Origin of the sequence: Marinobacter sp. R17 (assembly GCF_003789045.1) — a bacterium.
Lineage (GTDB): Bacteria > Pseudomonadota > Gammaproteobacteria > Pseudomonadales > Oleiphilaceae > Marinobacter_A > Marinobacter_A mangrovi.
In genome coordinates, this window is the sequence record NZ_RHGZ01000035.1 from 1 (window position 1) to 23,335 (window position 23,335).

Here is a 23,335-nt window from a genome sequence, read left to right on the forward strand (position 1 = left end):
CACTTCGACCGGTTAGGCGTGCCGCGTCTCTCGTAAACCTCAACTTCTCGAACCGCCCGGTGCGGACCCGCTTGCCGGGTGGTGTGGGAGGGGCGGAGCCAGAAGGCTCCCCCCTATCCCGATATGGCGCCGCTGATCCCCTCGTTATCCCGCCACGGTTCCGGTTTTCACGCATCCCCAGCCAATGCCGTCGTCGCCCAGCTCAGGTACAATTCGCGCTTCAGTCATCCCGACAGATGAGGTTCCCCGGGAGAGCGCATGAACGCAGACGATTTCAGCTTCCGTTTTGGCGGCATCGAACGGCTCTACGGCCGGCGGGCCCTGCAGGCGTTCCGTGACGCCCACATGGCCATCGTGGGTCTGGGCGGTGTGGGGTCCTGGGCGGCCGAAGCGCTGGCCCGCAGTGGCGTCGGCCAGCTCACGCTGATCGACATGGACGACGTCTGCGTGTCCAACACCAACCGCCAGCTGCATGCCCTGGCCGGCGAGTACGGCCGCACCAAGACCGACGTCATGGCCGATCGGCTGCGTGCTATCAATCCCCAGCTTCAGGTCAACGTCCATTTCGGTTTCCTGACACCGAAGAACGTGACCGAGCTGCTGGACGATGGTCTCGACGGCGTGGTGGATGCGATCGACAGCGTCAAGGCCAAGGCCGCCCTGATTGCCCACTGCAAGCGGCGCAAGATCCCGCTGGTGTGTGCCGGCGGCGCCGGTGGCCAGATGGACCCGACCCAGATCCAGGTCAGCGACCTGTCGCGCACCACCCAGGACCCATTGCTGGCCAAAGTGCGCAACCTGCTGCGCCGGGAATACCACTTTTCCCGCAATCCCAAGCGTCGATTTGGCATCGAAGCGGTGTACTCGCTGGAGCAGCTGACCTATCCTGCCGGAGACGGCGAAGTCTGCCTGCAGAAGCCGGACGCCAGCGGCCCGGTCCGGCTGGATTGCGCCTCCGGCTTTGGCGCCGCCAGCCCGGTCACGGCGACCTTCGGTTTCGTGGCGGCATCGCGCCTGCTGAATCGACTGGCACGGAAGGTGCGGCTGGAGCCGGAACAACAGCAGGATGTCGCTCTCAGCTAAACGGTGACGGCCAGTTTCAGGCCTCATCAATACACATGCCCGTCACCTGGACGTGGCCGTTTCCACCGGAATGGATGATTAGCCCTGTCTATGTCTGCGAACGTTGTTCTCCTGCTCGCGAGCATCGGTGTCCTTTCCCTGTTCTGTCAGTGGCTGGCATGGCGAGTGCGCATGCCGGCGATCCTGTTCCTGCTCGCCGGCGGGATTGCCGCCGGTCCGCTCCTGCACTGGCTGGAACCCCAACAACTGTTTGGTGACCTGCTGTTTCCGCTGGTGTCCCTGGCAGTAGCCGTGATCCTGTTCGAGGGCAGCCTGACACTGAGGTACCAGGAGATCAAGGGCCACGGCCGCATGGTGCGCAACCTGGTGCCCATCGGATCGATCGTGACCTGCACGGTCGGCACCCTGGCGGCTCACTGGGCGCTCAACATTTCCTGGGAGGTGGCCCTGCTGTTCGGTGCCATCTGCATCGTCACCGGCCCCACGGTGGTCGCCCCACTGCTGCGCTCGGTCAAACCCGCCGCCAAGCTGGCCAATATCCTGCGCTGGGAAGGCATCATCATCGATCCGGTGGGGGCGCTGCTGGCGGTCCTGGTGTTCGAGGGGATCGTCTCCTGGGGCCAGGGCAACGTCTTCGAGCACTCGCTGTATATCTTCGGCAAGACCATTGTCATCGGCATCGTGCTGGGGGGCATTGCCGGCTGGCTGACCGGCGTGGCGCTGCGCAAGCACCTGCTGCCCCAATACCTGCACAACGCCGGCACACTGACTTTCATGCTGGGCATTTACGCCTTCTCCAATGAGATGGCCCACGAGTCCGGCCTGTTGACGGTCACTGTCATGGGCATCTGGATGGCGAACATGAAACAGGTGCCCATCGAGAGCATCCTGGAATTCAAGGAATCCCTGAGCGTCCTGCTGATTTCCGCCCTGTTCATCATCCTGGCCGCGCGCGTCGAGTTCACCGCCATTGCCGATCTGGGCTGGCCCCTGGTGACGGTCCTGGCGGTCCTGATGTTCGTCGCCCGGCCCATCAGCATATTCCTGTCCGCCATCGGCACCACCCTCAACTGGCGGGAAAAGCTGTTTCTCAGCTGGATCGCGCCGCGCGGAATCGTCGCCGCGGCGGTCTCCGCGCTGTTTGCGTTCCAGCTGCAGAAACTCGGCTACGAAAGTGCCGGCGTGCTGGTGCCCCTGGTGTTCATCCTGATCATCGCGACGGTGACCCTGCAAAGCCTGACGGCCCGCCCGGTGGCCCGACTGCTGAAAGTGGCGGAACCTGCGGATTATGGCTTCCTGATCCTCGGCGCCAACAGCGTCGCCCGCCAGATCGGCCAGGCGCTGCAGAAAGTCGAGGTACCGGTGGTACTGACCGACACCAACTGGGAGAACGTGCGCCAGGCGCGCATGGACAACCTCAACGTCTACTTCGGCAACCCGGTGTCCGAGCACGCCTCGACCCACCTGGACCTGACCGGCATCGGCAATCTGCTGGTGATATCGCCCTACAAGCAGCTCAATTCGCTGGCGACCTACCACTTCCTGGACTGGTTCGGTAACGGCAGTGTCTACAGCCTGTCGGAAGGCGACCAGGACCAGAAGGCACGCCACCAGACCGCCGAGAAGATCCAGCAGACCCGCGGCCTGTTCGGCGACGTCAGCTATGCCAAGCTGGCCAGCCTGGTGAGCAAGGGCTATACGGTGAAAACCACCCAGTTGAGCGATGCGTTCAGCTACGAGGACTTTCAGGCCCAGTACGAGAACCAGGCCCTGCTGCTGTTCGTGATCGACCCGCGTGAGCGGATCCAGGCCGTCACCTCACAGTCGAACCTGAAGCTGGACAAGGGATGGATGCTCCTGAGCCTGGTGCCGCCGCAGCCACCCAAGGAGCGCAAGGAGAAGGACGCCGGCCCGGAACCGGCCGGCGCAACCGCAACGGCCTGACGAGGACAGCCGGGGCGTGTTAACGGGCCTGGCAGTCCAGCACCAGCTTGCCCCTGACGTGCCCGGTCTCCAGCCGCCGGTGGGCATCGGCGGCACGGGCCAGCGGGAAGATCTCGTCCACGTGCAGGCGAACGTCACCGTCTTCAATCAGCTCGGCAATCTCCTCCAGGTGGAAGATATCAGGCCGCACGGTCATGCCATGGGCCTTAAGCCCCATGTTTTCGGCTTCGGTAATGATGCTGTCCGCCGTCACCGTCGGCACGGTGACGAGTACCCCATGGTCGGCCAGGCAATGCAGCGAGCGCTTGCCGGTATCGCCGCCCACCAGGTCGTAGATCAGGTCCAGACCGTAGCAGGCGTCGACAAAGTCGTCCCGGTTGTAGTCGATCACCTCGTCCGCCCCCAGTGTCGCCAGGAAATCGGCATTGTTGGCGGACGCCGTGGCGATCACGTGGGCGCCGCGGGCACGGGCAAACTGGATCGCCAGATGGCCGACACCGCCAGCGCCGGCGTGGATCAGCACCTTGTGATCCGGTTGTAACTGCCCCACTTCAAACAGCCCCTGCCAGGCGGTCAACGCCGCCAGTGGCAGGCCGCCGGCTTCGATCAGATCCATCTCTTCCGGCACGACGATCAACTCATCAGCCCGGGCCAGGGCGTATTCGGCATAACCACCGCCCCCGCCGGGAAAACCGATCATGCCCATCACGCGATCGCCGGCAGACAACGTATGCACGTCGTCCCCGACATCGGTGACGGTACCGGCCACATCGTAGCCGGGCGTCCAGGGCAGATGATCCTGGATCTGCTGGGCGGCAAAACCCAATCCCTTGCGGGTTTTCCAGTCGATGGGATTGAGGCCTGCACCGGCGACCCGGATACAGACCTCGCCGGCCGCCGGGACCGGATGCTCGGCCTCCACCAGCTTCAGTTCATCGGCTTCCCCGAAGCGCTCATAGACTATGCGACGCATACTGGTTTCTCCCATGCGGCGTTGGGAAACGCCGGACCCGCAGATTGCTGCGGGACGGCCGGTTTCCAGGCGGGCGGACACCTGCTTTTCAGCAAGCGTAGCAGAATCCGGTTTATTCGGTAGTCACCACGGCATGACCGAGGATGTCGCCGTATTCCTTGGGCATCCGGGCCGGGCGCTGGGTCTTGAGATCCACGCAGGCGTGGCTGGACTTGGCCCGCACCAGGGATTTGCCGTCGGATTGGCGCACCAGCTGGAAACGGCGTGCCGAGCGAAAGCGGCCGTCGAAATCAACCAGCCACGTGCCCAGCAACAGGTGATCGCCTTCGTTGGCCGCGGCCAGGTAATCGATCTCGGTGCGGGTGATCGCCATGGCGCGCCCGGTTGCCTCATGCCGTTCCCAGGTCATGCCCAGGCTTTCGATATGGGCCCAGCTCACGTCTTCGAGCCAGCGCACATAGACCACGTTGTTGGCATGACCAAGACGATCGACGTCTTCAGGCTGGACCACGATGGGCATGATGAAGGGGTCCGGGAGGTCCCATTCGATAAGATCAGGCACGTCACTCACGGCGATGTCTCCTTGTTCAGGGCCGGAATACTGCTGATGGGCAGCCGTCCGATGCGATCGTTGTGCAGGGTTCCGAAATACAGCATCCCCAGGTGCGGCTCCACCGAAGTGATCTCCTGCAGATGCTTGCCGGTGGTGTCGTGCAGGCTGGCCAGCAGCTTGCCGTCGGCGTCAAAGGCCATGACCAGGCCGTATTCCTGCACCGGCGGCTGCAGGCTGTCGGGCAGCTTGGCTACCTGCTCCTTGATCCAGGGGTGCGGCTGCATCCAGTCCACCGTCGGATTCCGCGGCGTCGGCAGCGCGACCCAGAAGCGTCCCTGGCTGTCCGCTGCTACGCCGTCCGGAAAGCCCGGCAGATTATCGGCAAACACTTCGGCGGTGCCCGCCTTGCGGCCGGTCAGCCAGTATTTGAGGATGCGGTATTTCCAGGTTTCGTTAACCAACAGGAAACTACCGTCTTTGGCCACCGCCACGCCATTAGCAAAATGGAGGTTGCGCAACAGCACGTCGGTCTTGCGGGTGGCCGGGTTGTAGCGCAGCAGGCGCCCGTGGGGCTGCATCTCCAGCAAGTCCAGCCGGTATTCGGACTGGTCGAAGCGGGAACTGGCGTCGGTGAAGTAGATCATCCCGTCCGGCCCGATATCCACGTCGTCGGTGAACTTGAAGGGCAGCCCCTCGGCTTCCCGGGACAATGTACGAATAACCCCGTCCGGCGTGATCGAGAGCAGCCCCTTGTAGGCGTCCGCCACAATCAGGTTGCCGTTTCGGTCGAACGCCAGCCCCAGCGGACGCCCTCCGGTGCGGGCCCAGGTTTCCACGCGACCGTCCGGCCACACTCGCACCACCTTGCCATCCTGGGTGCCGCCGTAGACGCGCCCGGTTTTGTCCACAGCCACGTCTTCCGGCCCGTAGACCTGGCCCTGGGCGATCAGTTCCGCCTGCTTCAGCAATTCATTGGGTGCGGTGCGGCCGGACAATCCGGGAGACGGCGGCGGCGTCCAGGCCCGGCTATCGACCGGTGACGGCGTCAGCAGAAAGCCGCCGATCAGCAGGAACAGGACCACACAGATTGCATACACCCAGCGCATGAAAGCTCCTTGTTATTGGACTATCCGGCCTTTAAACCCTAGCAGACGCTGCGCCGGCGCTACCGATCAGTTGGGGTCAAACTCACCGTCCAGGAAGCGTCGGCACAGGTTGGCGAACAGATCCGGCTTTTCCGCATGCAGCCAGTGGCCGGTGCCGGGAATGATGCGCAGGGACGCTTTGGGGAAATACCGGTCGAACGCTTCACGTTGTCCCTCACCAATGTAGTCGGAGTCTCCGCCCTTGATGAACAGGGTCGGGCCATCGAAAGGCCCTTCGGCGGTCGGTCCGGCGGCGATGTCCTCGTAATGCGCCTGGATGGCGTCCAGGTTCAGACGCCAGGCAAACCCGCCATCCCCGTCACGCACCAGGTTTTTCAGCAGGAACTGCCGTACGGGCGTCACCGGCACATACTCCGCCAATGCTTTATCGGCCTGTCCGCGGGAAGTCACCCGGGCCAGGTCGAGACGGGTCAGACCTTCGATGATGTCGTCGTGGTGTGGCGGATAGGCCACCGGCGCGATGTCCGCCACGATCAGGCGGTCAACCCGGTCGGGGTGGGCCAGGGCCAGCTCCATCGCCGTTTTGCCGCCCATGGAATGCCCCAACACCGAAGCTTGTTCCAGATGGGCCTTGTCCATGTAACGCAGGACATCGTCGGCCATGGCCGGATACCCCATGGCATCGGTGTGCGGCGAGCGACCGTGGTTACGCAGGTCGAGGGCGTGAATCTGGCAGCTGTCCGTCAGGCGCTGTGACACGCCGCCGAGGTTTTCCAGGGATCCGAAAAGACCGTGCAGGACGATCAGTGGCTCGCCCTCGCCCGTCACGCGGTGGTGCAAATCCAGGCTCAAGTCAGCCTCCTTATAGCCAGGCGCGGAGTTCACCCAGCGCCGTCGAATTGAGCAGGTAGGATACCTCATGTTGCAGGGCCAGTTGCTGCACGTCCGCGGCCAGGGCATCCAGGTCGTCCATCTGCGGACTCATGCTGGAATGGTCGGAAACGTAGCCCCACATGTGCTGCAGGGCATTGCGGATACCGCCCTCCGGTGGCGCCACCCGGGACGCGTTGACCAGGGCCAGCCACAGGGTCTCGAGCGGTGCCGAGCGCGCGGCCACGCGTCGGCCGAAGCTTTCGTAGGCCTGCCGGTTGCGGGCCAGCAGGCTGTACTTGTAGGTGGCCCAGAGTTCGTGATCGTTGCGCGGCATGCGGATCCGGCCACGCTGGCCGGCTTCGGCCCGGGCCGTGATGTAGCGGATTTCCCCGGCCAGCGACGCGGCATCCAGCGGTGGCCAGATAATGGCCTCGCCGGTCACCGCCACCTGCCCGGGCACGGCCTGGCCGCGCAACGTCATCTCGCCCATCAACTGGTTCAGGCGCAGGGTCAGGGCATCCTCGTGCCCCAACCAGTTTGCCGGCAGCCGATCACCGGCGCTGCGGCCGCGGTCGGTACTGACGAGCCCCACCAGCAGGCGCATCTGCGCCGCCAGCAAGTCGTCGTCGAGAAACCCGGCATCCAGATCGAACACCCTGTTTTTTTCCATTACCGCTCACCTTTGCGTCGCTGGATCCCGTCAGTTTGGCCGCTCCAGTCACAGAACGGAACGGCCAGAATGGACCATAATGCATTCAGGCCCGATGCCCTCACCGACAACCGGAGTACACCCAAGCTATGAGACGAATCAGTCCCCGCGACAGGCGCCGCTTTCGCCGGCTACCGGCAACGGAACTGAATCTGGCCTGGCGACCGCGCAAGCGTCTGCTTGCCCGCTATCGCCCTATTCAGGGCCACGATTTTACACGGGAAGGCGTCGCTGTCACCGCGGCAGCGGACACATTCAGGGAAGGCGATCAGGTCGAGTTGCTGATCGAGCTGGCTATGGCTGGCGAGAATCTGGTGGCCAGCCGTGTGTTCGCCGACGTGGTCAATGTGGCGTTGGAGGGAAACCAGGCCCGTGTCGGACTGGCTTTCGATGTCGCCGCCAGCCGTCGGTTCGGCGCCGCTGCGTTGCGTGCCCGGCTAGGCCGCATGGAAGGCATTCTGGAACGCAGCGAAAAACAGTGGCTACGCTCTCAGCCGCTGGACAGCATTACCGGGCTTGCGGGTTAATGAGTCGACCATTTCAGAAGTCAAAAAAAGGCCGCCCATTGGCGGCCGATGTGCGAAGGGATTAGCAATAGTAGATGCTGTTGAGATAGTTCTTGAGAGCCTCGCAGTTACGACGTTCCTGCTCGGTATGCGGAACAAAAATCTGCAGATCCATCCCAAACACCTCCTGACAATGTCAGTTACCCATGAATTCCATTCCAGCTTAACGCCTCTTAACGCACTCGACGTTGACACCCTGACCCAACTGTTTGACATTTGGTAACACCCAACGACAAAAAAGAGACTCATGCCGACCCACCAAGCCCGATCCGACGTGACCCCGCAGGAGCCGCAGGTGACGGCCTCCACCGCCCTGGGCCTGGTGCATTACCTGGACACCCGGGACCTCCTCGAAGAGAACACCGTTACGTCCCTGCTCGGTCTGCCGCTCGCGGAACTGACGAACCCGGATCTGCGTCTGCCCGCCTGTCATCACTACCGCCTCTGGCAACATGCGGAACAGGTCACCGGAGACGCAGCCATCGGCCTGCATGCCGGCGAGGTGGTGGATCCCGACCGGATGGGCCTGGTCGGCCACGTCTTCTTCAACTGCGATACCCTGGGTGATGCCGTCATGCAGTACGTGCGACTGCATCGGCTGATCAACGAATCCGTACATCTCAAGCTGGAACAGACCGCCGATCTGGCAGTGCTGACCTGGGAGGCCGACCAGCCCGAGTTCTACTGCCGCCAGGACATGGATCGCACCCTGGCCGCCGTGGTGAGCCGGGCGCGTCACTTTATACATCCACAGCTGGACATTGCCTGGGTCCGAGTTGCCCATCCCGAACCGGCCTACGCGGACGAATACCGCCGCATCCTGGATTGCCCGATCCGCTTTGGCGAGCCAGCCATGGCGCTGGCCTTCAGCGCCCACTACCTGGACCGCCCGATTCCCCATCGCAATCCCTATGTGCATTCGGCCATGCTCAAGCAGGTCAACAGCCTGCTGGCCAGACTGCAGACCCGGCGCCGCTTCAGCCGCAAGGTGCGGCGACTGATATCCCGGCAGATGGCCAGCGAGCGCATCGATGCCGACTCCCTCGCCCAGCAACTGCACATGAGTCGCCAGACGCTCTACCGGCGCCTGAAAAAAGAGGGCATGAGCTTCCAGGAACTGGTCGAGCACGTGCGCAAGGACAAGGCCCTGCGTTACGTGGCCTCGGACCGCTACGCTCTGGGCGAGATCGCTTTTCTGCTAGGCTTCTCGGAACTGAGCGCTTTCAGCCGCGCCTTCAAACGCTGGACCGGCGAATCGCCCGCGCAGTATCGCGCCCGCCACCAATAAGGAGTTCTCTGGCGCATGTGGGATCCCACACTGCTCACGCTGTTACTGCTGGTCGTTTACGGCCTGGCGCTGTTTTGCGTCCTGCGTATCCTGCTCCACTACCGCACGGCCCAGGGCGCCATTGCCTGGATCATTGCCCTGCTGGCGTTTCCGTACCTGACCCTGCCGCTGTTCTTCCTGTTCGGGCGCAATCGCTTTGCCGGCTACATCAAAGCCAGGCGTTCCGGTGACGAAGCCCTGAACCAACTGCTCAGTGTATTCAGTGAAGAGGATCAACTCACACGGATTCCCGACAGCGCCGACCCCAGTCCCGAGCTGCGGGTACTGACACGCCTCGTGGGCCAGCCGTTCACCCGTGGCAACCACTGCACCCTGCTCAAAGACGGCAAGGAAACCTTCGAGGCGCTGTTCGATGCCATGGAGAATGCCCGGCACTACATCCTGCTGGAGTTCTACATCGTCCGCTCGGACAAGGTCGGCCAGCGCATCAAGTCGATCCTCAAGCGCAAGCTGGACGAGGGCGTGAAGGTCTACTTCACCTATGACGATATCGGCAGCGTGTGGCTGCCCCGCAACTACCTGAAGGAGCTGACCCAGGCCGGCGCCCGGGTGGCCGCCTTTGGCGACGGCAACGTACGTCGGCGACGCTTCCAGATCAACTTCCGCAACCACCGCAAGCTGCTGGTGTGCGACGGCACCGTGGGCTTTGTTGGCGGCATCAACCTGGGGGACGAATACCTGGGTACCCTCACCGACCATCTGGCCTGGCGCGACACCCACTGCCGCATCGAAGGTCCCGCGGTGATGGGGCTGCAGCTGGCGTTCGTGGAAGACTGGTACTGGGCCGCCAACGACCTGCCCCGGTTCAACTGGTCGCTCCAGCCTTGCCCTGGCAGTGACCAGGAGGTGCTGGTGGTTCCCACGAGTCCGGCGGACCGATTTGATACGGGCACCCTGTTCTTCCTCAACTGCATCAACAACGCCCGCCAACGCATCTGGATCACCTCACCCTACTTCGTGCCGGACCTGCAGGTAGTCAACGCGCTGCAGCTGGCCGCCCTGCGCGGGGTGGACGTGCGTATCCTGATTCCGGAAAACCCCGATCACAAACTGGTGCGCCTGGCGGCCTATTCCTACCTGGTTCAATCCTCCAAGGCGGGTATCGGCATCTATCGCTACCAGCCCGGCTTTATGCACCAGAAGGTGGTGCTGGTGGACGATCGATACGCGGCGGTGGGCACAGCCAATCTGGACAACCGATCCATGCGGCTGAACTTCGAGATCGGCGCGGTGGTCACGGACAGCGACTTTGTAGCGGATGTGCGTCAGATGCTGGAAGCCGACCTGCGCCAGTGCCGCCCGATGACGCCGGAGGACTACAGCCAACGCTCCATGGCGTTTCGTCTGGCTTGCCGGGCCGCACGACTGCTGGCGCCGGTTCTTTGAGATGTTGAAGCAAGGTTTCCTGAGCGCTTGCAGTTCTCGGGCAATGTGAGAGCATAGCGCCAAGCGCGTTGTGCCGTTACGGTGGCGCAAACGCCTGGTGCCCATGTTGGCGGGCGTCATTCCGACCGGTCGCCGCGAATTACCCGGAAGTCCTTCATGAAGCCATTCAAACCCCGTGAAACCCTGACCGAGCAGGTTGCCCAGCACATCGAGAACATGATCGCCTTTGGCCAGCTGCGATCCGGCGAGCGCATCTACGAAAGTGCCATGGCCAAGCAACTGGACGTCAGCCACGGGTCGGTCCGGGAGGGCCTCCTGCTGCTGGAGAAACGCCACCTGGTGCGCAACGTGCCGCGCCGGGGTGCGTTCGTCACGGAGCTGGATGCGTACTTCGTGCGCAGTCTGTATGAAGTGCTGGAGCTTTACCTCTGCCACACAGGGCGTAAACTGGCCCGCCAATGGCAACCCGAGGACATGGAGAAACTCGAGTCCCTCTATGCGCGCATGGACGAATGCTTTCAACGCAGTGACCTGCTGGGCTTCCTCGATCTGGGTATCGAGTACACCCAGGCATCGCTGGCCTACGCCGACAACTACTTCATCCTGGAGGCGATCAAGGATCTCTGGCCGTCGGCCAAGCGTTGCGCCTTCCTGGCTTTCCAGCACGCCAACCAGCAGGTGCTGCTCGATAACCTCGCGCACATGCGAGAATCCATCGATGCCATCAAGCAGCGGGATGAAGCGCGGCTTGAGCGTATCCTCCAGGATTATGCCGCACGCCAGTGCGAGGAAGTCATCTCCTACATCGAAAATACGCAGCCGCGGGATGATGTGGCCCGCTGATCACCGCCGCGCCAACCCCGGACTGCTGATCCTCCTGCTGCTGACCCTGGCCGGCTGCTCCAGCACCCCGTCGCCGGAGCCGTCGCCACCGGCCCGGCCCGTCACCCCAACGCCGTCCCCGCAAGAATCCAGCGGACAGCCGGAAGCGTCGTCGCCATCGACGCCATCCGACCAGACCCAGCAGAAATCCGCCCCGACACCCGCGCTGTGCGCCTGGAGTAAAACCCGGGGCGTTGCGTCGCTGCTGGCTCGGGAGGAGGACATCGGCACCTGGCAGTTCTTTCCCGGCGACGATATCGTCCACCACAAGGTGCCGGACAAGGCGGACCAGGGCAGTGAGTACCGCGCCATCCTGGAGCGGCCACTGAACGGCCCCTGCGACCAGGAACGACTGATTCTGGTGGCGCCGGTTATAGTCCGATAAACAGGCTTTCCAGCGAATAGCCGACGGTCAGGAAGCCGGCCCAGTGGTCGTCATCCGCCCAGGCGGTGGAGATCTGGACCGGCCCCAGGAAGGTGTTGACCCCGGCAAACACCCCGTAGGAGTGGATCACGTCCGACCATTGGGCATCGCCGATGTCCTGCCAGCCGTTACCGCCCTCGTAGCTGACGCCGGCAAAGAAGGGCACGATGGGACCGCCGAAGCGACGGTAGGTGTACAGGCTCAGCAGGGCCGCGTCCTGGCCGGTCACTTCGCCGCGGGCGTAAGCCGACAGCCGGTGGAAGCCGCCGAGGGACACGTAGTTCTCCACCCCCGCCTCGCCTTTGGTGACGGCGCTGGCAAACAGTTGGCCGACGACGACCTGATCGCCCCACTCGCCGGCTTTGGCCGCCAGCATGGTGGTGCGGTCGAAATTACGGTCGGCCCCGATACCGGGACGCTCGAAGCGGCCATTCAGGCCAAAGAAGCCGCCGTTACTGGGCAGGAACGGGTCGTTGAGGGTGTCGAAGGTCAGCTGCAGGGTCCAGGCGCCCTGATTGACGCGGTCACTGAAGTCGTTGGTTTCCCCAAGCTCATCCTCTACCGAGGCCACACCACGACGATAGCCGGCCCGAACCTCGCCCTCGGCTCCCAGCTCCATGCCCATGCTGAGATCGAAAGAGCTCTCCTCCAGCTCGATTTTGCCGACGCGATCCCCGCTGTCGTCAAACACCGAGTAGCTGTCGCGCTTGTACTGGCCGCCGACCAGCGCGAATCGGCGGTAGCCGTAGTCCAGCGGCTGGAACCATTCCGTTCGCACGTAGGGCTCGGTGCCCAATTGCACGCCGGTTTTCCACTCCGCACCCAGGGAGTTCAACTCGGTCATCTGGTAGGAACCGGCTACGTTGAATCGGGTCTCGTCCTGGAAATTGTCTTCATAGGACAGGCCAAAGCGCAGGTAATTGGGCCCCCAGCTTTTCTCCTGCACATCGATGACCAGAACGGCCCCTTCGCCCGGATTGTCGCCCGGCTCCAGGGAATAGCTGACTGTCTCGTAATAACCCAGGCCATAGATGCGCCGCAGGTCATCCTCCAACTGATCCACATCCAGCGGCTGGCCCGGCTCCTGACGGATCCGCGAGCGCAGGAATTCACGGGACAGCCGGGAATCGTCGTCGATGCGAATGCGGGCGATGCGCTCCGGCGTGAAGCGCGCGGTTTGACGGCGTTTTTCGTAGGCGGCCCAGGTTGGCGCATCGACACTCAGGTGGTTCAGGCTGACGGCCTTGTTGCGGGTCGCGGTAGCGCCGATCTCGATGATCTGTGTGGCGTCGTAGAAGTCCGCCGATGTCATGCCTTCCAGATCGGGACGAATCAGCACGTCGCCGTCGCCCATCCGGTCCAACTGGTCGTCCACGTTGCGACGGGTCATCAGGGTGGTGAGCTGGCCCACCACCGAAAAGGCGCCGGTCAGCTTTTCCGTATCCTGCAGGGCGTCGCTGATGTCCACGGCGATCACCACGTCCGCCCCCATGGACTGGGCCACGCTGATGGGCAGGTTGTTGGCAATGCCGCCATCGACCAGCAGTTTGCCGTCGATCTCGGTGGGTGCGTAGACGCCGGGAATGCTCATGCTGGCGCGGATGGACTGGGCCAGGGAGCCGTGACTGAGCACCACTTCCTTGCCGGTGCCCAGATCCGTGGCCACAGCCCGGAAACGCAGGGGCAGGTCATCGAAATCCCGCACCAGGGCTGCCTTACGGGTCAGTTCGTTGAGGATGAAACCGAGGTTCTGTCCGGCCACCAGCCCGCGCCCGACGGTAAACCCCCGGCTGCTCAGGCCGATGCCCGGATCGACCGGGTAGCGCCAGTCGTCGAATTTGCGCCGCACCGGCTTGTAGGCGCGCCCCGGACTGTCCTGGAAGCTGGAGACCCAATCCATCTCGATGAAGCGGTCTTCGATCTCATCCACGTCCATGCCCAGGGCGTACAGGGCCGCCACCGCAGAACCGGCGCTGGTGCCGACGACGATATCGACGGGCACATGCATTTCCTCCAGTGCCCTCAGCACGCCTACGTGGGCCATTCCCTTGGCGCCACCACCGCTGAGAACCAGAGCCACGACCGGCCGCTCCTCACCAGGCGCGTCGTCCGACAGCGCCTGGGCGCCTACGGAAAAGGCGCAGGCAGACAACAGCAAGGCAGTGATGATTCTCGACACGCGGGGAGCTCCCTACCCGGGCTTGAACAGTGGATCCGATCGGTGGCGTCCTGACCGGCAAACGTCTCATCCGGGACGCTGCCGGTTCAGATGCGGCGGGTATTATTGGCGATCCTTCTCGTCATCGGCCAGTGACAAATGGGAAATGTCGGGCACGACCGGCGGTATCTCCTCCCGTTGCTCCACCAGGGTGGAACCGGCCGGGGCGATCGTCCAGTCGTCCAGGTGCTCGAACATCGGCGCTTCCACTTCGCGGGTTTCGCTCAGACGATCGTGGGCCGGTGCGACCTGCAGGCTGGAATGGGCCAGGATGCTGTCCACTTTCTCGCCGGCCACATTAGGGCGGTCGCCGGGTTCCACCTTGACGCCGCCGCCCGTGTCATCGGCCGTCGCCGTCGGCGTGGGCGGCGGTTCGGAGGGTGCGGGAGTGGGCTTGGCGGGCGCCGGGGCCGGCCGGGATGACGCCTCTGGCGTCGGCCGGGCAGACCGGGGTGCTGGCTCAGGCGCTTCGCCTGTCGCACTCATCGGCTCCGCATAGGCCACCATGCCATGCTTGTGCAGGACCGCCACGTATTTCTCGGCCTGTTCCTGATCCAGCTTGTTGCGAATCACCACCCGCTTGCCGCTGAACATGCGCTCGACCTGTTCCACCGAGGCCTTGAACAGGGCCCGGGCGTTGGCGCGAGCCGACTGCTGATCCGTACCGGGCGTGCACTCGCCCTGGAATACCAACTGATACATGACTGCTCCTCCACTGAAATACATCGCCGCGGAAACGCCCCGCCCCGTGGTTTTCTACCATCCTAGCGCATCCGGCAGAACCGCCAAAGCTGCACCGGCCTGCGGGCGAAAAGTCGTTCCCCTGCCTTCCGGATTCACGTAGCATTTGCCTCATTTTGGGGCATTGAGCCGTATCTTGCCGGGGAGTACCGCATGCTTCTGCTACTGATCAAAGTTGTCGTCACGCTGGTCACCGTCCTGGCGCTGGCCTGGCTCGCCGAGCGGGTGAGTACCCGGGTGGCCGGCGTTCTGGCCGGCTTCCCGCTGGGGACCGGCGTCGCACTGTTCTTCCTCGGGTTTGAGCAGGGGCCGGCCTACGCGGCGGACGCGGCACGAGGCACCCTGCTCGGCTTTATCGGTGCCCAGGCCCTGGCGCTGGCCTTCGCCGCCAGCGCCAGTCAGCACCGACTGAACACTTTGGCACTGTCGCTGCTGGCGTTCCTGGCGGTCGCCCTGCCACTGTCGCTGCTGGATCTGCCCCTGTGGGCGGCCCTGCCGATCAGCGTTCTCTCGACCATCGTCGCCCACCGGCTCATGCGCCACCTGGCGGACACCGCGATCACGCTGCGCCGGCCACCGGGCTGGGGCGTGCATATCCTGCGCGGCATCATATCCGGGTTGATTGTCGTGGGCGTGACATCGGCGGCGTACTGGGGCAGCACCACGCTGAGTGGCGTTCTTGCGGCCTTCCCCATTACCTTCTTCCCGCTGCTGGCGATTGTCTTCTGGCAGCATGGCCCGGCCCCGGCGCAGACGCTGGTCAAACACTACCCGGCGGGTATGGGCTCGCTGATTACCCACACCGTGGCCGTGGCTCTGCTGTACCCGCATCTGGGGATTGTCGTCGGCACACTGTGCGCCCTGGCGCTGGCCACCGTCTGGTCGGCCGGCTGGCTGGCGTGGCAAAAACGCCAGTCCTGACGGACTCTGACGTGACGTTGCCATTGCAAACAATTGAAAAAATAGCGCGCCAGGACTAAGCAAACCCGCATCGGTTTGCCATAATGCACCGTAACATCGCTTAACATTCCGTTACATTGCAGGCAGGGATCAGTGATGGCCACGCGCACCAACACCCACATGACGGCTCTTTCGAGGCTGCTGGCAGGAACAGGATTTCTGGCGGCCATGGCCCTGAGCGCCTCTGCACGTGCCGAAAACATCGACCTCCTGTTGAGCAGCCTGTTCCAGACCGACGGCCCCACCTACATCGGCGCCACCAGCGTCAACCGGTACGACATTCCCGACAGCGCCAACTACGCCAAGAAATACCTGATCGTTGACTTCCGCTTCCAGCAGCAACCGCCGGACAGCAGCCTGCAGGCGAGCATCCACACCATCTGCATGGCCATGATCCGCGACCATGACCTGATGCAGCGCCTGACACACCAGGGTTACGACATGGTGTCCGTGGCGTTCGACCGCCGGTCCCAATACGACTGCCTCTGATCCGCCCACCCGGGCCTAGGACGTCTGCGGGTCATCCGCCAGCAAATCCGGGAAGGCCTCTAGCCGATCGTGGACGCTGTCCAGATCGAACGCGTCGACGTCGGCCAACAAGTCACGGCCGTATTCCACAATGTCCAGCGCGCCGTAGCGTTTGCCCCACTCGATGACCTGCTGGGCAAAGGTGGCCAACTGCTCCGGATCGCCACTGCCGCGCATGCCTTCCCAGTCGGAGGCGAACTGCGCCTGCAGGTCCCGGGACAGCCGACGACGCTGGTAGGGGTTGGTGACCGGGCGCAACACCACTTCTTCCCGATCGGCGCCGGCCTCCGCGTCGCCATCGACCGCCTCAAAGTCATGATCCAGGAAGCGGGCCAGCTCCTGCATCAACACGTAACGACTCACCGGCTTCTGCAGGAAACCGTCGAACCCCGCATCCTCGATGCGGCTGGCATCGCCGGGCATGACGGACGCGGTCAGCGCAATCACCGGAATGTGGGCCAATGCCTCGTCTTCGTGCATGGTGCGGCGGCAGGTGAAGCCGTCCATCACCGGCATGCGGATATCCATCAGTACGGCGCCGGGCTGGCATTCCCGGGCCACACTCAGGGCCTGGCCGCCATCTTCGGCTTCGATCACCTTGAGGCCGGCCGGCTCCAGCATGTCGCGCACCAGTTGCCGGTTGATGCGGTTGTCGTCGACCACCAGGACCAAGTCGTCCCTGAAGACAAAGCCGGGATTGTCCTCGGATTGCGACTCCGGACCGGTGGTCGACGTCTCCACATCGTGCAGCACCACGCGGAAGCAGGAGCCTTCGTCCGGAACGCTGTGGACGCTCAATTCACCGCCCATCATGCGCACCAGCTTGCGGCTGATCGCCAGACCCAGACCGGTACCACCGTATTGGCGGTTGCTCTGGCCTTCCTGCTGTTCAAAGGCGTCGAATATCCGGGCCTGCTGGTCGTCGGGAATGCCGATACCGGTGTCGCGTACTTCAATGACCAACTGGCAGTCTTCGCCGGCATCGTCGCTGTGGCAGCGCTCGGTGTGGGCGGTCAGGGTGATTTCGCCCTCGTGGGTGAACTTGATGGCGTTGCCCACCAGGTTGAACAACACCTGGCGCAGACGGGTCTCGTCCAGCACCATCGCCCGGGGCATGTCCTCCGACAGGGAAACGGTCAGCGTGAGGCCGCGGGCCTTGGCGCGCATTTCAAAGATCCGGCGCACGTCTTCCAGTAGCCGCTTCAGGTCCAGCGCGCCAAACTCCAGGCGCATCTTGCCCGCCTCGATGCGGGACAGGTCGAGGATGTCGTTGATCAGGGTCAGCAGACTGCGACTGCCGGCCTTGATGGACTCGATATAGCCCCGCTGACGGGTGTCGGTCACGCTGCCTTCCAGCAATTCGCTGTAGCCCATGACCGCGTTCATCGGCGTGCGGATTTCATGGGACATGTTGGCCAGGAACTCACTCTTGGCCCGGTTGGCCGACTCCGCTTCCCGAGCCAGCTTCTCCGCCTCCAGCTTGGCGGCCCGCAGCTCATCCTCGCTGCGGCGCAGGGCGTCCTCGGAGCGGATCCGCTCGTCCACTTCCCGCGACAGTTTGCGGTTCCAGTACAGGAAGATCAGCACCACCACCACGGCAATGAGGACCACCCGGCGCACCACGGTGTAATCGATGTCCTGCTCGATATCCAGGTGGATCCAGCGGTTGTAGATCTTGTCGTATTCGTCCTTCTCGATGGCGCCCAGGCCCTTGTTGAGGATGCGCAGCAGCTCCGGCTCATCGCGTCTCACTGCCAGGCGCAGTTCGTACTGGTAGGGCGTAATGCTGGTGATGCGCAGGTTGGACAGGCCCAGGTGCGCGACGGTGTAACTGACCCCGGGTATGTGGGTGATCATCACATCCAGATCGCCGTTGGACAGGGCCAACAGCCCTTCTTCCAGGTTATCCACCGGATACAGGTTGAGCTCGGGATGGTTGATCAGCAGGTATTCATGGCTGGCCTGCTGGCGTACCACGCCCACTCGCTCGTCACGCAGTTCCCGCAGGTCGCCGATAAACCGGCCGTCGTCCCGGATGACCATGGCGATGGGCAGGCTCAGGTAGGCCCGGGTAAACAGGAACAGTTTCTCGCGACGGGGCGTGCGCGGCAGAGCCGGCAGGATGTCGATGTCGCCGTTCTGCAGCATGCTCTCCGCCTTCGACCAGTCGTCGATCTGGCGGGTGGCGAAACGGGTATCGAGGCTGTCGCCCAGCTTGCCAACCAGGTCCGGTACCAGGCCCGTGGCGCGGTCGTCCTCGGTAAACTCGAACGGCGGCCAGTCCTTGCGGAAGGCGACGCGCAGGTCCGGGTGCCGTTTGAGCCATGCCTGCTCGTCCGGGGTGATGGTCACTTCATTCTGGTTGTCCACACCGGGCAACTCGAAGGACATCCACTTGCCCTGGATTGCCCGGCTCTCACTGCCGGTTATCGCTTCCACGCCGGCGTTCAGCACCCGCTGCAGCCGGGCGTTGTCGCCGGCAACAGCGAAGGCTACTTCGGCCGGCTGGCTGTTGAGAACGGTGACCAGGGAAATCTGGTCGATCAGGCCGGCGCGCAGATAGTCGGATATCACCGGCATGGGGGCAAAGAACGCGTCGGCGCGTCCATTGATGATGCTGTTCACCGCCTCACTGACCGACCGCACCGGAATCGGCCGGAACGACTGGATCGAATCCAGCAGCGTGTACTGGTGGCTGTCGCCGGCGATCAGCGCGACCCGCTTGCGCTCCAGATCGGACAGTCGCTGGACGGACGCGTCCTGGGCATTGGCAAACAGACCGTAGTTGAGGGTCATGACGCTTTCCGTGAAGCGCAGATCGGGGGTGCTGACCGCCGGCTGCACGGTGGTCACCAGGGCATCCAGCTCACCATTGCGCAGCCGGGATTCCAGGGTCATGGACGCGCCCGGCACCAACTCGACCTTCACGCCCAGCTTGTTGCCCACCAGTCGGGCAAAGGCGGGATAGGTGCCCACCATGTCACCATCGGTCGCCAGGTAGGCCAGCGGCTTGCGCTGACCGGCAATACCGATGCGCAACGTGTCCTGTTTTCCCAGCCAGGCCAGATCCTCGGCCCCGAGTACCGGTTGCGGCGAATCCATAAGCGGGTCGGCCTGGGCAAACGCCCCCAGCAACTGGCACAGTACAATCAGGAGAGCGGGCGCCAGGGTGCGCATCACTTGGATATCCTCGGGTGTTTGACTAGATTTAAACGGGAAGCCTGAACGTGGGCACGACGGCCACCGACGCAGAGGACTTTAGCATCATGGACACGAGTCAGCACACTCTGGAGACGCTGTTCGAGCAACTTGGCCTGCCGGCCGATCCGGGCAGTATCGAGGCTTTTATTGCCAAGCATGCTCCGCTCCCCCGGGAAACGGCTCTGGCCGATGCGCCATTCTGGAACTCCGCGCAATCGTCCTTCCTGCATGAAGGCATCGACGACGATTCCGACTGGGCGGAGGTTATCGACGAGCTGGACGCCCTCCTGCGCCATTGAACGGCGGGCAGATGCCGCGCCGGTTCAGGCCCGGGTGACCTGATTGCGCCCGGCATCCTTCGCCCGATAGAGCGCCTTGTCGGCCATATCGAACAATTCCTCGGGGGTTTCGGCCTGCTCGAAGGCCACCAGGCCGGCCGAAATGGTAATGCCGACCGGCTCGTCCTGGAAGTGGAAGGGCAGATCGGCAATGTGCTCGCGCAGGTCGTCAATCACCGTGTACGCTTTGTCCACCGGGGTTTCCGGCAACAGCAGGACAAACTCCTCCCCGCCGTAGCGCGCCACGAAATCCGTTGTGCGGACACGATCGCACAGGACCTTGGCGACCAGCTGAATCACACGATCGCCGGCCTTGTGGCCAAATGAATCGTTAACGGTCTTGAAATGGTCGATGTCGAGAATCGCCAGCGACGCCGGATGCCGATAACGCTGCCAGCGCTCGAACTCGAACTGCAGCCGTTGCTGCCAGGCTTCCCGATTGGGTAGCTGGGTGAGCATGTCGGTCAGGGCCCGGGAGCGTTCCGCGCGCAACTGCTCCTGAACCTGCTCCGAATACGCTTCCATACCGGCCAGTTTTTCCTGCATGGCGGCCAGTTCATTCTCGAGAGCTTTCTCCCGGCGGCACTCGTCTTCGCGGTATGCCTGGAACGATGATGACAGGGACTGGATGTTGCGGCTCACCGAGGCTTTGAGGTCGTCCAGACTGGTGGACGTCTCTACCGCCTGCCCCATATCCTCCAGCCGGCTGCTCACCGCCTGGTTCAGGCGATCGGACGCGTCACGCTGATCCTGCCGCGCCTCCGCCTGCGCCTGGCAGTTGGCCTTGAGTGCAGCGAGGCGATCATCCAGGCGCCGCAGGAAGGCTTCGAATTCGTTGCGGCTGCGGCTTACTGCCGCAATGACCAGATCAACGATCTCGTTGAGAGCATCCCGCAGCTCCGGCCACTCCATGCTCTGGTCGAGAAGCTGCTTGAGGTGCTGCGCACGGGCGTGAGCCGACGGTTCCAGGGCGACCTGCCGTAATACGTGCTCCAACAGTTCGCCCACCCGGCGGGCAATGTTCACCCGTGGATCGTCAGCGGGATCTTCACTGAGTGAGACCAGTGCGTTTTCGATGGGCCTCCCCGCCGGGCCCGGCATCGCGTCATGACGCTGGCGCGAGAAAAAGCGCCGCCAACCCCGATCCTCAGGCTGATCCAGCGTCTCGCGGTGGGATTCCAACAGGGTCGCCAGCTCCGTCAGCCAGGAGGCCATGCTTTCACTGTCCGGGCCCAGGTCGGCAATGCGTTTTTCCAGGGATCGAAACTGCTTACGGACGGCGCTCTCAGTCTGCTCCACCTGATCGAGAATGCGTTCAAGCGCCTGGTGCAGGTCCCGCTCGGAACGCGATCGCTTCTCGTCAAGCCGCTCCAGGGCCTGATCGAGCCGCGTCTGCACCTGACGCAGGATGCCCAGATCACAGGTCTCCCGGCGCAAGACATCCCGCAACTCGCCCAGCAGCTTGTCGATGGCGGCGTCCTGCCCCGAGGCGAACAGACTGGTGCGCACCAGCAGGCGCTGTAGCGTGTATCGTTCTTCTTGCCAGTCCTTTTGGCCGGCCTCTTTTATGCTCATGATGACAGCCTTGCGATCGCGGCAGGTAACGAGTGCCGTTATTTGGGACGCTTGCCGCGGGCATCCCATACCCGAGTCCAGCCCGCGCGCCCTCAGGGGATCTCGGTTCAGCTCCGTGGGCCGGAGCGTATCAACGCCCCCTTAAAAAGTATTCATGTCCATATAGGGTAGACGTCCCTCACCCCGGCATCTACTCGATCAGGGATCGGATTTTATTCAGGATTCCGCCTCTTCACCACGACCGCGGCGACGCGCCCGTGGGTGACTCCGGTCGTAGACCCGCGCCAGGTGCTGGTAATCCAGGTGGGTGTAGACCTGGGTGGTGGCAATGTCGGCATGCCCCAGCAGCTCCTGCACCGCCCGCAGGTCGCCGCTCGACTCCAGCAGGTGGCTGGCGAACGAGTGCCGCAGCAGGTGCGGATGCAAACGCTGATCCGCACCTTTGTGCATGCCCCAGCGGCTGAGCCGGGACTGCACGCTGCGGGCGCTGAGCCGACGGCCCTGGCGACTCAGGAACACCGCGGTCTCGCCCTCCGGGGCCAGGGCACCCCGCACATCCAGCCAGCGATCCATGGCCTGCCAGGCCTGCCGACCGACCGGCAGGATCCGGGTCTTGTTGCCCTTACCCAACACCCGCACTTCGCCGGCGCGCCGGTCCAGGCCGTCCAGATCCAGGCCGACCAGTTCCGCCAGTCGCAGGCCGGACGAGTAGATCAGTTCGAATATGGCCAGATCGCGGATCTCCAGGGGGTCGTCTGCATCGGCATTCAACAGGTGATTCACCTGATCCACGTCCGCTACTTTGGGGAGCTTGCGACCCGCTTTCGGCGCCCGCACGTCCAGCGCCGGGTTGTCCGTGACTTCCCGTTCGCGCAGGAGAAATTCATAGAAACGACGGATGGCCGAGAGGTGACGGGCGATGCTACGGCCACCCAGCCCTTCCCGGCTGAGTTCGGCGACGTGGCGTCTCAGACCGTGGATATCGAGACCGGACCAGCGCACCTCGCCCCAGGCGGCCAGGTTGACCGCCAGACGCCGGATATCACGCTGGTAATTGTGGCAGGTGTGAACGGACTGTCGCCGCTCGGCGCGCAGATGCTCGATAAACCGTGACAGCGGCTCGTCAAGCGAATCTGGCAGGTCGTTGGTCATCGTTAGCGGGTTCCCACCACCTTGTCGGTATCGGTGATGGTTTGCTGCTGGCTGTGTCGAGCCATCAGCGGGGGCAACAGGCGGCTCAGGGTGTCGCTGATGTAGGTCAGGAACAGCGAGCCCATGCTTTCATCAAAGTAGCCCACCTGCTGGCTGCCAATGGCGAACAGACCCAACAGGTCACCGTGGCGCAGCGGCACCAGGGCCACCGACGCAATCGGGTTGTCCCGCTGCGGGAACAGGAACGCACGCTGCTCCAGACGGAACTGGCCGCAGACCGCGCGCTGGCCTTCCAGAAGCGCTCCCAGCTGGCTTTGGGCGGCCTCTCGGGTGACCCGGATCAGGGCGCCTTCCGGCTCGGCGTCGGTGCCGGCATCGTCGAACAGGATCAGTGAGGCGGCATCCAGGCCGAAGTCGCCGCGGATGCTGTCGTCGATCACCGACGCCATCTCGATGAGCGAGCGGGCTTCGATGACCTGGGTCAGCAGGCGCTTACTTTTCTCGAACAACCGGTCGTTGTGACGGGCGATCTCGATCAGTTCCCCCAGTTCGTTGCGCAGCATGTCGCGCTGCTCACGGAACAGGTGGACCTGACGTTCCACCAGGGATATGGCCCGACCACTGTCGTGCGGAAGCGTCAGACTGCGCAGTAACTCGTCCTGGTGGACGAAAAAATCGGGGTGGGCCTTCAGGTACGCCACGACGTCCTGCTCGGTCACTGGTGGGGCCGTTTTCGTCGCCGCCTGATCTGTCATCCCGGAAACCTCCTGTCACG

The 23,335-nt window shown here is 63.6% G+C and carries 21 protein-coding genes; 10 read left to right on the forward strand and 11 right to left on the reverse strand.

Translation table 11 applies throughout. The features are described 5' to 3' along the window. Positions 1-258: 258 nt before the first annotated feature. Entirely contained in the window at positions 259-1,083 is an 825-nt protein-coding gene (gene tcdA, locus EB809_RS18940) for a tRNA cyclic N6-threonylcarbamoyladenosine(37) synthase TcdA (protein WP_123636415.1), read from the forward strand. A gap of 90 nt (positions 1,084-1,173) precedes the next feature. Continuing rightward, positions 1,174-3,027 (forward strand): cation:proton antiporter, encoded by a 1,854-nt coding sequence (locus EB809_RS18945; protein WP_123636416.1) that lies wholly within the window; start codon positions 1,174-1,176, stop codon positions 3,025-3,027. Between the two features lie 19 nt (positions 3,028-3,046). Here EB809_RS18945 and EB809_RS18950 read toward each other — a convergent pair whose 3' ends face one another. From EB809_RS18950 to EB809_RS18970, 5 genes are all read right to left on the reverse strand, one after another. Next, entirely contained in the window at positions 3,047-4,000 is a 954-nt protein-coding gene (locus EB809_RS18950; RefSeq protein WP_190294972.1) for an NADP-dependent oxidoreductase, read from the reverse strand. 112 nt (positions 4,001-4,112) lie between these two features. Beyond that, positions 4,113-4,520 carry an acyl-CoA thioesterase gene (locus EB809_RS18955; protein ID WP_123636442.1) on the reverse strand — a complete coding sequence of 136 codons (408 nt, stop codon included), beginning with the start codon at positions 4,518-4,520 and terminating at the stop codon, positions 4,113-4,115. 47 nt (positions 4,521-4,567) lie between these two features. Further along, complete coding sequence (locus EB809_RS18960) at positions 4,568-5,659, reverse strand: SMP-30/gluconolactonase/LRE family protein (RefSeq protein ID WP_123636418.1); 1,092 nt, start codon at positions 5,657-5,659, stop codon at positions 4,568-4,570. Between the two features lie 66 nt (positions 5,660-5,725). Further along, positions 5,726-6,511, reverse strand: a complete 786-nt coding sequence (locus tag EB809_RS18965; RefSeq protein WP_123636419.1) for an alpha/beta fold hydrolase — start codon at positions 6,509-6,511, stop codon at positions 5,726-5,728. Between the two features lie 10 nt (positions 6,512-6,521). Beyond that, positions 6,522-7,202 (reverse strand): DUF1722 domain-containing protein, encoded by a 681-nt coding sequence (locus tag EB809_RS18970; protein ID WP_123636420.1) that lies wholly within the window; start codon positions 7,200-7,202, stop codon positions 6,522-6,524. Positions 7,203-7,330: 128 nt separating this feature from the next. Here EB809_RS18970 and EB809_RS18975 point away from each other — a divergent pair, with 128 nt between their 5' ends. From EB809_RS18975 to EB809_RS18995, 5 genes are all read left to right on the forward strand, one after another. Continuing rightward, positions 7,331-7,768, forward strand: coding sequence for a hypothetical protein (locus EB809_RS18975; RefSeq protein ID WP_123636421.1), 438 nt, complete (start codon positions 7,331-7,333; stop codon positions 7,766-7,768). A gap of 286 nt (positions 7,769-8,054) precedes the next feature. After that, on the forward strand, positions 8,055-9,095 hold the full coding sequence (locus EB809_RS18980) for an AraC family transcriptional regulator (RefSeq protein WP_123636422.1): 1,041 nt from the start codon (positions 8,055-8,057) through the stop codon (positions 9,093-9,095). A gap of 15 nt (positions 9,096-9,110) precedes the next feature. Then, positions 9,111-10,541: a cardiolipin synthase gene (gene cls, locus EB809_RS18985; protein WP_123636423.1), complete on the forward strand. Its 1,431-nt coding sequence runs from the start codon at positions 9,111-9,113 to the stop codon at positions 10,539-10,541. A 156-nt stretch (positions 10,542-10,697) separates the two neighbouring features. Next, positions 10,698-11,384 (forward strand): GntR family transcriptional regulator, encoded by a 687-nt coding sequence (locus EB809_RS18990; RefSeq protein WP_123636424.1) that lies wholly within the window; start codon positions 10,698-10,700, stop codon positions 11,382-11,384. Continuing rightward, a complete protein-coding gene (locus EB809_RS18995; RefSeq protein WP_123636425.1) occupies positions 11,368-11,808 on the forward strand; it encodes a hypothetical protein in 441 nt (146 codons plus the stop codon). Before EB809_RS18990 ends, EB809_RS18995 begins: the two co-directional genes overlap by 17 nt. On the opposite strand, the gene EB809_RS19000 is transcribed toward EB809_RS18995, so the two are convergent. Both EB809_RS19000 and EB809_RS19005 read right to left on the reverse strand, forming a co-directional pair. Further along, positions 11,795-14,026 (reverse strand): patatin-like phospholipase family protein, encoded by a 2,232-nt coding sequence (locus EB809_RS19000; protein WP_223808043.1) that lies wholly within the window; start codon positions 14,024-14,026, stop codon positions 11,795-11,797. The genes EB809_RS18995 and EB809_RS19000 overlap by 14 nt on opposite strands. Positions 14,027-14,128: 102 nt before the next feature. Further along, positions 14,129-14,767, reverse strand: coding sequence for a hypothetical protein (locus EB809_RS19005; protein WP_123636426.1), 639 nt, complete (start codon positions 14,765-14,767; stop codon positions 14,129-14,131). 192 nt (positions 14,768-14,959) lie between these two features. Here EB809_RS19005 and EB809_RS19010 point away from each other — a divergent pair, with 192 nt between their 5' ends. Both EB809_RS19010 and EB809_RS19015 read left to right on the forward strand, forming a co-directional pair. Beyond that, entirely contained in the window at positions 14,960-15,727 is a 768-nt protein-coding gene (locus tag EB809_RS19010; protein ID WP_123636427.1) for a hypothetical protein, read from the forward strand. A gap of 135 nt (positions 15,728-15,862) precedes the next feature. After that, complete coding sequence (locus EB809_RS19015) at positions 15,863-16,255, forward strand: hypothetical protein (protein ID WP_223808044.1); 393 nt, start codon at positions 15,863-15,865, stop codon at positions 16,253-16,255. 15 nt (positions 16,256-16,270) lie between these two features. Here EB809_RS19015 and EB809_RS19020 read toward each other — a convergent pair whose 3' ends face one another. Beyond that, positions 16,271-19,471 (reverse strand): transporter substrate-binding domain-containing protein, encoded by a 3,201-nt coding sequence (locus EB809_RS19020; protein WP_123636445.1) that lies wholly within the window; start codon positions 19,469-19,471, stop codon positions 16,271-16,273. A gap of 89 nt (positions 19,472-19,560) precedes the next feature. Here EB809_RS19020 and EB809_RS19025 point away from each other — a divergent pair, with 89 nt between their 5' ends. Next, the gene (locus EB809_RS19025) at positions 19,561-19,794 is read left to right on the forward strand and encodes a DUF2789 domain-containing protein (RefSeq protein ID WP_123636428.1); all 234 of its coding nucleotides are present in this window, start codon (positions 19,561-19,563) and stop codon (positions 19,792-19,794) included. A 24-nt stretch (positions 19,795-19,818) separates the two neighbouring features. On the opposite strand, the gene EB809_RS19030 is transcribed toward EB809_RS19025, so the two are convergent. The 3 genes from EB809_RS19030 to EB809_RS19040 form a co-directional block, all read right to left on the reverse strand. Further along, positions 19,819-21,408 (reverse strand): GGDEF domain-containing protein, encoded by a 1,590-nt coding sequence (locus EB809_RS19030; protein ID WP_190294973.1) that lies wholly within the window; start codon positions 21,406-21,408, stop codon positions 19,819-19,821. A 216-nt stretch (positions 21,409-21,624) separates the two neighbouring features. After that, the gene (gene xerC, locus EB809_RS19035) at positions 21,625-22,560 is read right to left on the reverse strand and encodes a tyrosine recombinase XerC (RefSeq protein ID WP_190294974.1); all 936 of its coding nucleotides are present in this window, start codon (positions 22,558-22,560) and stop codon (positions 21,625-21,627) included. A gap of 2 nt (positions 22,561-22,562) precedes the next feature. Further along, positions 22,563-23,315, reverse strand: a complete 753-nt coding sequence (locus EB809_RS19040; RefSeq protein ID WP_123636430.1) for a DUF484 family protein — start codon at positions 23,313-23,315, stop codon at positions 22,563-22,565. Between the last annotated feature and the right edge of the window lie 20 nt (positions 23,316-23,335).